The sequence below is a fragment of the Paraburkholderia sp. GAS199 genome, from assembly GCF_050436585.1.
GTDB lineage: Bacteria > Pseudomonadota > Gammaproteobacteria > Burkholderiales > Burkholderiaceae > Paraburkholderia.
The window spans coordinates 216,491-229,365 of the sequence record NZ_JBNDMM010000012.1 but is presented as its reverse complement, the minus strand read 5'-3'; the positions used below and the strand labels follow the sequence as shown (position 1 = coordinate 229,365).

Here is a 12,875-nt window from a genome sequence, read left to right as displayed (position 1 = left end):
TTCCCATCCCGAACAGGACCGTGAAACGACTCCACGCCGATGATAGTGCGGATTCCCGTGTGAAAGTAGGTAATCGTCAGGCTCCCTAGCAGCAACCAGAAACCCCGCCCCAAAAGGCGGGGTTTTTGCGTTTGGGACGCGGAAAAAACAAAACAAAGGCAGGCGTACGTCCGTCGAACCTGCCCTGCAGACCTGCACGATGTATTCAATTGCAGACGGCGCAAAAGCAAAAGAAAGCCTCACGTTATCCGACGAATTATATGGGGCAGTCTAAAAGTCATTCCGCGCAACCGCGCGAAACGACTCCATAAAAATCCCGCCCAGCTAATCCTTCGCATCCAACGACATCCCGCCCTCGTCGCCGACATCCAAATCCACGGCCGCAACGTTCTCGACGTCAGCACCCGCCCCGACTTCCGCTAGCAGAGCCTCGTCGCGAGCTATTACTTCTGGCAAATGCGTGCGAAGAAATTCGACCCACGTCCGCGTCTTTGCGTCGATAAATTTACGCGACGGGTACAGCGCGAAAACGTTCGTCTTCTGCAAGGTGTAGTCCGGCAATACGCGAACCAGCGTCCCGTCGCGCAAGCCCGCAATTGCGGAGTAGAGCGGTAGCATGCCGATTCCCATGCCTTCGCGGATCGCCACAATTAAGGACTCCGCGATATTCACCTGAACGGGACCGTTCACTTCCATCGTTTCGCTGCCGTTCGGACCATCGAGCACCCATTCGTGCGGCGGGAAGGCCGGCGTGTGAAGAATCAGGCACTCGTGATGCGCAAGATCGCCCGGGTCTTTCGGCGCACCATGTGTCCGGACATAGGCGGGCGACGCGCAAAGAATGTTGAAAGTCGTGCCAAGCGGCAACGAAACGAGATCTGAATTGGGCAAGGTCGACGCGGCGATAACCGCAACGTCACTGCTTCCTTCGAACAGATCGGGCATCCGCTGCGACAGCGTGAGTTCCACCGTCACTTCCGGATACAACGCACGGTAGCGCGAGATCGCCGGCAGCACGTAGTGCTGTCCGATGCTGGCAAAACTATGCATTCGCAGCGGGCCACTCGGGCGTTCGTGCGCACAACTCGCTTCTTCTTCCGCCGTGTCGACATCGGCGAGAATCTGCTGACATCGTTCGAGATAGCGTTCGCCCGCCGTGGTAAGCGCGAGTCGTCGCGTCGAGCGGTTCAGGAGCCGGGTTCGCAAATGTGCTTCGAGTTCCGACACCGCGCGAGACATTGCGCCTGTCGTGGAGTTGAGCGACTGCGCGGCGGCGGTGAAACTGCCAGCCTCGACCACGCGGACGAACACTCGCATGTTTTGTAACGTATCCATCAGACCTTCTATTTCACGGCTAAGGCCGTATTGTCCGCTTATCGCGATGGTGGATTGTTGTTCTTTCTGGAAGGGACGTTCCGCGCCAGTCCTCTTAATGCGCGCGCCGTGCGCTCCTACAATCGGCGCCATGCCTGCCGGTCTACGCAGAGTTCATCGGTACCTTTCCCAGCGATAAACCGGGGCGCCCGCTTTCCGATGAAACGCCAACATGCGATCAAACCGACAGCGGATCTGCGCCGTCAGTGGACGGTCATGTGGCAAACGCTTAGCCCGTCGATTCGTGACTGGGCGAGCGACGACGGCCTGACATGGCTCCACCTCCTGAAAACCGTCGTGGCCGGCCTGCTGGCGCTCGGCATCGCGATGCTGCTGGATTTGCCGCAGCCGCGCATCGCAATGACGACGGTGTTCGTGCTGATGCAGCCATTCAGCGGCATGGTACTCGCCAAGAGCTTTTATCGCATCCTCGGCACCGCGGTAGGCGCGGTCGCCGCGATCGTGCTCGGCGGATTGTTCGTCCAGCAGCCCGAGCTGTACATGATCGGCATGATCGGCTGGGTGAGCGCGTGCATTGCCGCGGCCGTCAGGTATCGCCATTTCCGGTGGTACGGCTTCGTGCTGGCGGGCTATACGGCCGCGCTGATCGGCATCCCGAACGTCATGGCGCCTCACGACCTGTTTCTCGCCGCTCTCACGCGAGCGGCAGAGGTGGCGGTCGGCATCGTGTGTTCGAGCGCAGTGAGCGCCTTGATCGTGCCGCAGCGCTCCAGCCTCGCGTTACGCCGCGCGCTGTGGATTCGCTACGAAAATTTTACTGCGTTCGCCGTCGAGGCGCTCGGTCGCGGGATCGAGCGCGGCGCATTCGAGCGGCGTTTTGCGAGTCTCGTCGACGAAATCGTTGGTTTCGAGGCGACCCGCACTTTCGCCGCATTCGAAGATCCGGCAATGCGGTCAAAAAGTCAGCATCTCGGCCGCCTGAACAGCGAGTTCATGGACGCCTGCGCGCGCTTGCATGCGGTGCATCAGTTGGGCCGGCGTCTGCGTGCCGGCGGCCAGTTGCCTGTCGTCACGGCAATGACGCCTTACTTTGGTGAACTCTCGGCGCTGCTGGCGTCGACGCACGACGCCGGTGCTGATCCATCGCGCGTCGCCGCACGGTTGCGTCATTTTCAGGCCGGCTTGCCACGACGCGTGCGCGAAACCCGGCGTCCGCTGGAAAACCCCGCGCTCGATTCGCTGGCTGACTTCGATACGGCCGCCGAATTGCTATACCGTTTCGTCGACGACTGGATTCGTTACTCGGAAACGTACGCATCGCTCGCACAGCGTCGGCGGGAAAAGCCGGCTGCCGCGGCGCGGAGCGCAAGCCGCTACGTCAGCAGGACGAACGGCTTCGTGGTCGGATTCACGTTCGTTCGATCCGCGGTGGTGATGGCGATCGCCGGCTGGTTCTGGATCGCGACCGACTGGCCCAGCGGCGGTTTCGCCGTAATCGGCGCGGCGCTCGCGTGCGCGTTGACGTCGAGCGCCCCGAATCCGTCGAAGATGGCCGCGCAGATGGCCGCGGGCGCAGTCGTCGCCACCATGACCGGCTATCTGTTCACTTGCTACGTCTACCCGAACATCGACGGCTTTCCGTTGCTCTGCGCGACGCTGGCGCCGGTGCTCGCTCTCGGTGCCTTCATTGCCACGCGCAAACGCGCCGCGGGCTACGGCATCGGGTTTTCCGTGTTCTTCTGTCTGTTGGCGGGTCCGGACAACGTAATCACGTATGCGCCGGATCTCGTGATCAACAACGGAATTGCGATCGCCGCGTCGTTGTTGCTGGCGGCGCTCGCGTTCTCGGTGGTCTTTCCGGCCGATATGCCATGGCTGATCGGGCGCATCGAAAAAGATCTGCGCGCACAGGTCATATCCGCCTGCAACGACGACCTGCGTGGTCTCAATCAGCGCTTTCAATCGGGCACGCACGATCTCACTTCGCAATTGCAGTTGCAATTGACACGGCGTTCCCGACGACGCCGGCGAGCACTACGATGGACGCTCGCCACGCTCGAAGTCGGGCACGCGATGATCGACTTGCGCCATGAGCTTGTGCGAGCCGCGTACGCCCATACGCTTCATCCACACTGGACAAGCAGCCTGGCACGCATCCGCGACGACGTGGCGCGTCTCTTCGCGCTGCCCGACGCGTCCAATTTAGATCGTGCGATCCGGTCCGTGCAAGCTGCGACATGGATTGCCCAGGACGTACTCGAAGACGTTCATGCCGACCGCGACAAACGCCACGATTTGCAGCGCATCCTCAGCTGTCTGCATTTCATCCGCACGGCTTTGCTCGACAAAGATGCGCCGTTCAACACGCGCTGACACGCGATTTCGTCGCAGCGCGCCTCGCCGCCGATCCTTCTGCCAGATGGAAGGATCACTTTCACCGGCACGCGTTTATCTGCACACATCGCGGTCATATAGTTTCATTGCTGCCCCGCAGTCCAGAAGAAAACTTCCTGCGGGGTGCAATCGAAAGTATCGGAGAACGAAATGAAAGTGTTGAAGAGTGTTTTGATTGTCTGTGCAATGTCCGCGGCCGTCGCCCACGCTCAAACGGCGCCGTCCGCGCCGGAATCGCGCGTCGCACAAACGGAAATGCCACGTGCCCAAGGCGTCGCAACGGAAGGCCGCGCGGCTGCGTCGAATGTCAAAACGGAAGAGTGTGTTGGACCGGTGAGCTTCTGCAATATCTACTTCGGCAGCTGATCAGCGCCACGCGTCTCGAAGACGCAAATTCGCGTCAACCTGCGGGTTCGACCCGCAACCCCCGCCGCCTGATCGCAAGCGGCACACACCCTGTCGTGAAGCCGCGGCAGGGTGCAACAACCCGGTTATCGGCGAAGCACACCGCAGACGTGCGCAGCGGCAGACCGGAGAGCGATGACTATGGAGAGACTCGATTCATGTATCAAGACCGGATTCGTTGTGCCGCATTGCGCGACAAGCTGACATCGGCGGCCGAAGCGGCCCTTCTGATTCAGGACGGCATGCGCGTCGGCGCCAGCGGCTTCACGCGCGCGGGCGACGCGAAGGCCGTTCCCGTCGCACTGGCCGAACGCGTGCGTCAGGAAGGCAAGCCTTTGCAGATCACGCTGATGACCGGCGCATCGCTCGGTCACGACGTCGATCGCCTGCTCACCGAAGCAAACGTGCTGGCGCGCCGTCTGCCTTTTCAGGTGGACAAAACCCTGCGCGACGCGATCAATCGCGGCGACGTGATGTTCGTCGACCAGCACCTGTCGGAGACGGTCGAAATGCTGCGCGCCAATCAACTCGGCAAGCTCGACGTCGCCATCATCGAGGCCGTCGCGATCACCGAAAGCGGCGGTATCGTGCCGACCACGTCGGTCGGCAATTCGGCGAGCTTCGCGATTCTCGCGGACAAGGTGATCGTCGAGATCAACCTTGCGCAACCGCTCGAACTCGAAGGTCTGCACGATATCTGGATTCCGGGCCGCCGCCCGCATCGCGAGCCGTTGCCGATCGTCAGTCCGCGGGATCGTGTCGGCACGCGTGCCATTGAGATTCCGCTGGAAAAGATTACCGCCATCGTCATCACGGACAAGCCGGACAGTCCGTCCACCGTGCTGCCCGCGGACGCGGAGACGCAACTGATCGCCGGGCATCTGATCGAATTTTTCCAGCACGAAGCGTCGCACGGACGCATGCCCACGCAATTGCCGCCGCTGCAAGCCGGCATCGGCACGATTGCCAATGCCGTGCTCGCGGGTTTTGTCGATTCGCCGTTCGACCACTTCGACATCTATTCAGAAGTACTGCAGGATTCGACCTTCGATCTGCTGGACGCCGGCAAGGTCAGGTTCGCCTCGGGCGCGTCGATCACGCTGTCGGCCAGCCGGCAAGCCCAGGTGTTCGGCGAGCTCGAACGCTATCGCGAGCGTCTCGTCCTGCGGCCTCAGGAGGTCAGCAATCACCCGGAAGTGATCCGCCGGCTCGGGCTGATTGCGCTGAACACGGCGCTCGAATTCGATATCTACGGCAACGTGAACTCGACCCATGTGGGCGGAACGCACATGATGAACGGCATCGGTGGCTCCGGCGATTTCGCGCGCAATGCGTCATGTGCGATCTTCGCGACGAAGTCGATTGCGAAGGACGGCCGCATTTCGAGTGTCGTGCCGATGGTGCCGCACTGCGATCACAACGAACATGACGTGGACGTCGTGGTAACGGAGCAGGGACTGGCCGATTTGCGTGGACTCGCACCGCGCGAGCGCGCCGTCGCGATCATCGAAAAGTGTGTGCATCCACTGTATCGCGATCTGCTTCGCGACTATTACCGCGAAGCACTGAAAAGCGGCGGGCAGACGCCGCACCGACTGGATGAAGCTTTCGCATGGCACACGCGTCTGCGCGATAGCGGATCGATGTTGCCCGTCACGGAAGCGGGCCGATCGAGCTAGTCGAGGAAAGCGCGCTGTCGGCGTGGAGACTAGATAAAACCAGCGCGGTAAACAACTTAAAAGAAACACAAACAAAAACGGCGTCAGCCGGCTTTCGCCGCTGACGCCGCATGAGCGTTTGCTACGTCAGGTTCCGCGTCGGATAAGCCTGATGATGAACAGAAGAATCACCGCGCCGATGACGGCCGTGATGATCGAGCCGATCCAGCCGCCGCCGAGCGAAATATGCAGCACGCCCGCGAGCCAGCCGCCGATGAACGCGCCGACGATCCCGACAATGATGTCGACGATCAGGCCGAAGCCGCCGCCCTTGACGAGCACGCCGGCCAGCCAGCCGGCGATTGCGCCGATGATGAGCCATGCAATGATGCCGTGTTCCATAATCGAGACTCCATGGTTGAGTGTGAAGAATTCACGGTGACAGAGCTTAGTCGAAGGCTATGGGACAGTCCATATTCAGGACGCGGAATTAACATTGTCTGAATCTATTGCAGCTTAAGTGTAGACGATGCCCGCGCATAAAGGTGACTTACCGCGACATCACTCCGGCGTCGGCTCGGCTTCTTTCGCAATCCAGCTGACGCTCGATACGCTCTTTTCCATGCTGATGCGGCTTGCCATCTGTTCGAGCTTCGGCTGGTCTTTCGGATGCAGCTTCAGGATCGCGGTCACGCGAATGCGTCGCTCACTGCCTTCGGCGCCTTCCACGTCTTCGCTCGTCAGGCTTTGAAACGACAGCGGAGTCGAGTACATCGAGTTGGACACGGCGGTGCGGATATGAATCTCGTCGGCTTCGCGGCACACGATCGTCAGGACGTATTCGCGCACGAGGTCTGCGTTTGAAACCGGCGTGGCATTGATCATGCGGCTGACTTCACGCAGCACGGTATTGGTCAGAAGGACCACGAGCGTACCCGCGATAGCCGGGCCGTAGTGTCCCGCGCCGCACAAAACGCCGACCGCCGCCGAGCACCAGAGCGTCGCCGCGGTGTTGATGCCCTGGATGGAGCCCTTGTCGCGCATGATGACGCCGCCGCCGAGAAAGCCGACGCCCGACACCACGTAAGCGGCGATCTGCGTGATGCCGCTGGTGCCGTTGCCGGTCAATACGCCGAGCGTGACGAACAGGCAGGCGCCGCTCGCCACCAGCGTGATGGTGCGCAGTCCCGCATTGCGCTGACGCATCTGCCGTTCGAGGCCGATCGCAACGCCGCAGGCAAAGGCGGCCAGCAGCCGCCACACGAATTCGATAGTCATCGTTAGTCAGAAAGTTGGTGCGCGTGTTCGCATAGTGTGTACCGCACGCGTGACAGCGTCACGTAAGCGCGCTGCGGGCGCCTGAAAATGCAGAAGGCGAGCACGGACGAGCGTGTCGGCGCAGCAATCGGCGCGAGCGGAACAGGCAGGCAAAGCGCGCGAGCAAAGCGGCCGCGCTGGCATCGGGCCACGCAGCACTTCACTGGCAATGAAAGATAAAACGGCGAGAGGTATAACGACGCGCACCGTCGGGCCCGAGGGCAAGACGGCGGCAGCAGACGAACGGCTGACGCGGAAATCTTGCCGATCAGGCGATCGGGCGAATCGAAGCTCGACGGGTACGACTGCTACTGTCCAAGATCGTGATTCCGGGTTGAAGAACTGCGCGGATTTTAGGCGGCTCTATGAAGATAAGTCAAGCCATCAGCAAAGCTGACGCGGAGCTTGCAAAGCCAGGTGCTGGAGAATTTTCCCTCCTACATGTCTATTCGATCTGACATAAATACGGACTCCGAATGTTGACGATGGTCATCCCGGAAAACACACTGTTTGGACATTTCGGAAAGCGTCTTGCTGTTCCGTTTGATTCACTTGAGGAAAGTATGAAAGACAGAATTCGCGGCATCGTTGCCGGTGTGTTGTTCGCGGCGGTGCCGCTGGTGTCGCTGGCTGCGGGTTTGCCTGCGCCGTTCGAGGGCAGCAGCACGCTGCAGGCCGATGGTGTCGTGAAGTCGGTCGATATGGCAACGCACGCGGTCGCCGTGCTGGACGCGCAAGGCGCGGAAGCCTCGTTCAACATTACCGACACCAGCAACTTCGCGCAGATCAGGCCGGGCAGCAAGGTTCACATCCGCATGACGCGTAACGCGGTGGTCAGCATCACGCGTGGTGCCGACGCGCATGACGCAGCGCAGCTTGCGTCGTCGGGTAGTGTTCAGAATGTCGTGGCCCAGGTTCAGGCCGTCGATCACGCGTCGGGCGTCATGGCCCTGAAGGGCGCGAATGGCTCGGTATTCCACATTCGCGGGCGCGACGCGGCCAAGGTGGCGGGCGTCACGCCGGGCATGCAGGTCACGGTAGCGTTTGCCCCGCAAGTCAGCGTGGCGGTTGCGCCGGTGCAATAAAAGCGCGAGTGTCCCTAATAGGGACACTCGCGCTTTTTTATCTGTCGGTCGTCGTGAACAACGGCTAAGGAGCGATCCGCCAGGTCAGGAAATTAATCAGGTTCACCCGGTACGAGCCGCACTCGCGTAATTTCAGATGGCGCGCCGAGGCGCTTCGGCGGACCCCAGTAGCCAGTGCCTCGGCTCGTGTAGACCCAGAGCCCATTCAGTCGCGCCAGTCCCGCGGTGAAGGGTTGCTGGAACCGCACGAAGAAATTCCACGGGAAAAACTGACCGCCGTGCGTGTGGCCCGACAACTGCAACGTGAAGCCGGCCGCGGCCGCCGCTTCCGCAGAGCGCGGTTGATGCGCGAGCAGCACCTTGATCAGCACGTCGCCGGGCGCGCCGGCCAGCGCGGCGGCCGGGTCGCTGCGATGCAGCGGATCGTGATGGCCCGCGGAATAGTCGGTCACGCCGGCAATCACGGCGCGGGCGCCGTCGTGGTCCACGATCACGTGCTCGTTCATCAGCACGTTCAGGCCGAGGCGTCTGAACTCGTCGATCCAGGCATTCGCGCCGGCGTAGTACTCGTGGTTGCCGGTCACGAGGAAAGCGCCGTGACGGGCGCTCAGGCGCGAAAGCGGCTGCGTGTGATTGGTCAGCTGCTGCACGCTGCCGTCCACCACGTCGCCCGTAACGGCGATCAGATCGGGTTTCAGCCGATTCACCGCGTCCACGATCGCATCCACATAGCGGCGCTTGATGGTCGAGCCAACGTGAATATCGCTGATCTGCACGATGGTGAAACCCTCGAGCGCTTTCGGTAAATCGTCGATCGGCACCTCGATCGTGACCACTTTTGCGCGGCGCCGTGCGTTGAACAGACCGACAAGCGTCGACAGCAGCGCAAGGATTGGCACGGCTTCGGCACTGCCCGTGCGCCACGAGGCGAGGGCGAGCGTGTTAGGCCAGATCGCGTCGACGGTTAGTAGTGAAGCCAGCGCCAGATCCCGCGCGAAGGTCAACACCAGCAGCGACGAAAAGAAGCCCATCGCCAGGAGGCCGACCCACGCGAGACGATCGCCGAGCGGTTGCCGCTTGATGGTGCGCGCGATCATGCCGAGCGGGATCACGAGGACCGACAGCATGAGCCACAACGCGCACAGCCAGCGGCCGGTCGCGCTGATCGGCAGATCCGGAATCAGCCGGAAGCCGACGTAAATATGCAGCAAGATGCCAATCAGAATGATGCGAACAAGAAACGATGAGCGGCGCATAGAAAGATTAGAGGCGGGAAGGGGCCGCGGCCAGAGAAGCAGCGGCGGCAGTTCGGCAGGCAGTTAAGTCAGTAGCACGCAAAGCGCGCGCCAGCCGGCAAGCCGGACCATTCTACCGGCATGTTCAGCCGCTTGCCGGAGCCGCCTCGGAGGCCGCGACCCGAGCGCGAAAACCGCGCTGCGACACAGAACGCATTGGCATCGGCGCGCTGCGCCGCACCCCAATTAAATGGCCTTTGAATTGCGTTCGCGCGTGACCTATTCTGAAAGAGAACCCGCTGACGAGAGGCATCTGAGGCCGGCAGCGGTTCATTGCGCCGCCTGCTGACGGCGCGGGAGGAGACGCATCATGAAGCTACTCGGATCAGGCAACCACGAACGCCACTTTCACCAGGGGCATCATGTTGGCCGGGAGGGGTCTCACGTGATGCTGCCGCTGGTCGGCATTTCCTTGATGGCGATCGCACTGTATTTCGGCGTGCGCGATATCGACTTCTCCGAGCTCGGCAAGAGCGCCCTATTCGACGTCGTGATGCTCAGCGTTGCGCTGGGCATTGCCGGACTGTTCGGCGCGGCGGGCGCCTGGTTGCGCTCAGCCGGCGACGACGCCGACGAAGGCTTCTGCTTCGTCGGTGCGGTGATTGGCGTGGTGGTGTTCTACATCGCCGTGCTCAGCTAGCAGCGCTGGCGCCGCATAACGGCGTCACGCGATGCGAGCCGCTTCGTCGAACGAGAAACGCGGGCTGCGCGCAAACAGCTTCGACGCGTCGCCGTAGCCCAGATTGATCAGGAAGTTCGCCTTCACGCTCGTGCCGGCGAAAAACGCTTCGTCGACCTTGGCGGCATCGAAACCCGACATCGGCCCGGTGTCCAGACCGAGCGCCCGCGCGGCCATGATCAGATAGCCGCCTTGCAACGTCGAATTGCGGAACGCAGTGTCCGCGATCGCGCGTTCGTTTCCGGCGAACCAGCTGCGCGCGTCGGCGTGCGGAAAGAGCTTCGGCAGATGCTCGTAAAAAGCCATGTCCATACCCACGATCACCGTTACCGGCGCCGCCATGGTTTTCTCCAGATTGCCGGCCGACAGTGCCGGGCGCAGCTTTTCTTTGCCTTCCGCCGTTTTCACGAAGACGAAACGGCCGGGGCTCGAATTCGCCGAGGTCGGGCCGAGCAATGTGAGTTCGGTAAGTTGATGCAGAACGGCATCGTCGACGGGTTGGGGCAGCCAGCCGTTATGCGTGCGTGCTTCGCGAAAGAGCTGGTCGAGGGCCTGGTCGGAGAGAGTCATGATGGTGGAATGCTGAAAGGCTCGATGAGCGGTGATGAAATGAATGACAGCGCAAGCTCGCACACGGTCGGGCGCCGCCGCTGCCGCCATAATAGCCAAGGTTTTCACTCAGGCGTGCAGTGCGCGCGCCCTTGCATTCAGGCAATCCGATGAAGGATCTTTTCGACGACCTGCCGACGCCCGACGTCGACTGGTATCCCGAGTGGCTCGAACCCGCAGCCGCGACCCGAGCGCTGACGCAACTCATCGACGAGGTGCAGTGGCGGCAGGACACGATGGGCACGCCGGGCGGCCGCATTCCCTTGCCCCGGCTGACCGCGTGGCAGGGCGAGCCGGACGCCGTCTACATCTATTCCGGCATCCGCAATCTTCCGCAACCGTGGACGCCGGCCGTCGCCGAACTCAAGGCGGCCGCCGAAGCCACGAGCGGCTCGCGCTTCAATAGCGTGCTGATCAACCGCTATCGCAGCGGCACCGACAGCATGGGTTGGCACGCCGACCACGAACCCGAACTCGGCGCGCGTCCCGTGATCGCGTCGGTTAGCCTGGGCGTGGCGCGGACCTTCGATCTGCGCCATAACAAAAGCGGCGCCGTGCAGTCGTTTTCGCTGAAAGGCGGCAGCCTCCTCGTCATGAAGGGCGAGACGCAAGCCCAGTGGCGTCATCGCGTCCCCAAGGAGCCGCGCGTGTCGGGTGAGCGTATCAATCTCACGTTCCGCTGGGTGACGCCGCGCAAAACGAGCGCGTAACGCGAAGCGCCCGCCGATCGCGGCGGGCCGCTCACAGCGGTCCTTAAGAAAGCGCTTAGGTGTTCGCGTACTAGCCGCGGCAAGCGCCGCGCGCCTCCGTCCGGGTCGCGTCAGCCGCGCAGGGTCCACGCGGCAACCGGTCCCGCCCGCTATACCGAAATTGGTATCGCCGACGCGAATCATATGATTGGACGGTTAACGCGTCGCACACTACGCTACATCACGATCCACGCACCGTGAGGGCCGTGCGAACTGCGGGCCGGTTGGATGGATCGCCAACACAACAACGATCAGGAGACAGTCATGGCGAATTCACGACGCGCCGCATGTCGTGCGTTGGGCGCGCTCGCATTCTGCGCGGGCACGGGAGCGCTGACGCTGGCAACGCCCGGCGCCTACGCGCAGGACAAACAGATCACGCTTGGTTTTGCGCAGGTCGGTGCGGAAAGCGCATGGCGGACGGCCAATACCGAGTCGGTGAAGTCGGCGGCGGCCGATGCGAAAATCAAGCTGAAATTCTCGGACGCGCAACAGAAACAGGAAAACCAGATCAAGGCGATCCGCTCGTATATCGCGCAGAAAGTCGACGTAATCGCGTTTTCGCCTGTCGTGGAATCGGGCTGGGAGCCCGTGCTGCGGGAAGCCAAGGCCGCGAAAATCCCCGTCATCCTGACCGACCGGAATATCGACGTGAAAGACACGTCGCTTTACGTAACCATGATCGGTTCGGATTTTATGGAAGAAGGCCGGCGCGGCGGTCACTGGCTCGCTGATCACTATAAAAACGACGCAGGCCCCATCAACATCGCGGAACTGCAGGGAACCGTTGGCTCGGCACCGGCCAACGACCGCCATTCCGGTCTGATCGAAGTCATCAAGAGCGATCCCAAGTTCAAGATCATCGCGTCGCAAAGCGGCGATTTCACGCTCGCCGGCGGCAAGCAGGTCATGGAAGCATTTATCAAAACATACGGAAATAAAATAAATGTAGTTTATGCGCATAACGACGATATGGCGCTCGGCGCCATTCAGGCGATGGAAGAGGCCGGCATGCATCCGGGCAAGGACATCACCATCGTCTCGTTCGATGCGACCAAGGGCGGCTTCCAGGCCATGGCTGCGGGCAAGATGAACGTGGACGTGGAGTGCAGCCCGTTGCTCGGACCGCAGTTGATGTCGGCCGTCAAGGACGTGGTGGCCGGCAAGCCGCTGCCGAAGCGCATCCTGACCGAAGAGACAGTCTTCCCGATGAGCGTGGCAGCGCAAACTTTGCCCACGCGCAAATACTAAGCCTCACAGATTCGCACGGACATACGAGCATTTCTCCAGTGGTGCCTGGCCGCCCGGCTGCTTCGGTAGCGGGCGGTCTCTTTTACCCGGAATATTGC

General features: G+C 61.7%; 11 protein-coding genes. 6 read left to right on the top strand and 5 right to left on the bottom strand.

Annotated elements, in window-relative coordinates; genetic code table 11:
- Positions 1 to 324 precede the first annotated feature (324 nt).
- Complete coding sequence (locus tag P3T18_RS34435) at positions 325 to 1,335, bottom strand: LysR family transcriptional regulator (RefSeq protein WP_429304460.1); 1,011 nt, start codon at positions 1,333 to 1,335, stop codon at positions 325 to 327.
- Between the two features lie 198 nt (positions 1,336 to 1,533).
- Between P3T18_RS34435 and P3T18_RS34430 the strand changes: the two genes are divergently transcribed.
- On the top strand, positions 1,534 to 3,708 hold the full coding sequence (locus tag P3T18_RS34430; protein ID WP_429304446.1) for an FUSC family protein: 2,175 nt from the start codon (positions 1,534 to 1,536) through the stop codon (positions 3,706 to 3,708).
- A gap of 584 nt (positions 3,709 to 4,292) precedes the next feature.
- Entirely contained in the window at positions 4,293 to 5,813 is a 1,521-nt protein-coding gene (locus tag P3T18_RS34425) for an acetyl-CoA hydrolase/transferase family protein (protein ID WP_429304445.1), read from the top strand.
- 126 nt (positions 5,814 to 5,939) lie between these two features.
- Here P3T18_RS34425 and P3T18_RS34420 read toward each other — a convergent pair whose 3' ends face one another.
- Both P3T18_RS34420 and P3T18_RS34415 read right to left on the bottom strand, forming a co-directional pair.
- Entirely contained in the window at positions 5,940 to 6,194 is a 255-nt protein-coding gene (locus tag P3T18_RS34420; RefSeq protein ID WP_429304444.1) for a GlsB/YeaQ/YmgE family stress response membrane protein, read from the bottom strand.
- A 159-nt stretch (positions 6,195 to 6,353) separates the two neighbouring features.
- Positions 6,354 to 7,070 carry an MgtC/SapB family protein gene (locus tag P3T18_RS34415; RefSeq protein ID WP_429304443.1) on the bottom strand — a complete coding sequence of 239 codons (717 nt, stop codon included), beginning with the start codon at positions 7,068 to 7,070 and terminating at the stop codon, positions 6,354 to 6,356.
- 602 nt (positions 7,071 to 7,672) lie between these two features.
- Between P3T18_RS34415 and P3T18_RS34410 the strand changes: the two genes are divergently transcribed.
- Entirely contained in the window at positions 7,673 to 8,194 is a 522-nt protein-coding gene (locus tag P3T18_RS34410; protein WP_429304442.1) for a hypothetical protein, read from the top strand.
- 92 nt (positions 8,195 to 8,286) lie between these two features.
- Here the strand turns inward: P3T18_RS34410 and P3T18_RS34405 are convergent, their stop codons facing one another.
- Entirely contained in the window at positions 8,287 to 9,450 is a 1,164-nt protein-coding gene (locus P3T18_RS34405) for a metallophosphoesterase (RefSeq protein WP_429304441.1), read from the bottom strand.
- 349 nt (positions 9,451 to 9,799) lie between these two features.
- Between P3T18_RS34405 and P3T18_RS34400 the strand changes: the two genes are divergently transcribed.
- Positions 9,800 to 10,129, top strand: a complete 330-nt coding sequence (locus tag P3T18_RS34400) for a hypothetical protein (protein ID WP_429304440.1) — start codon at positions 9,800 to 9,802, stop codon at positions 10,127 to 10,129.
- Between the two features lie 24 nt (positions 10,130 to 10,153).
- On the opposite strand, the gene P3T18_RS34395 is transcribed toward P3T18_RS34400, so the two are convergent.
- Positions 10,154 to 10,738, bottom strand: a complete 585-nt coding sequence (locus P3T18_RS34395) for a malonic semialdehyde reductase (protein ID WP_429304439.1) — start codon at positions 10,736 to 10,738, stop codon at positions 10,154 to 10,156.
- Between the two features lie 149 nt (positions 10,739 to 10,887).
- Here P3T18_RS34395 and P3T18_RS34390 point away from each other — a divergent pair, with 149 nt between their 5' ends.
- Both P3T18_RS34390 and P3T18_RS34385 read left to right on the top strand, forming a co-directional pair.
- Positions 10,888 to 11,487, top strand: coding sequence for an alpha-ketoglutarate-dependent dioxygenase AlkB family protein (locus tag P3T18_RS34390; protein WP_429304438.1), 600 nt, complete (start codon positions 10,888 to 10,890; stop codon positions 11,485 to 11,487).
- Positions 11,488 to 11,790: 303 nt separating this feature from the next.
- On the top strand, positions 11,791 to 12,777 hold the full coding sequence (locus tag P3T18_RS34385) for an ABC transporter substrate-binding protein (protein ID WP_429304437.1): 987 nt from the start codon (positions 11,791 to 11,793) through the stop codon (positions 12,775 to 12,777).
- Positions 12,778 to 12,875: the final 98 nt, after the last annotated feature.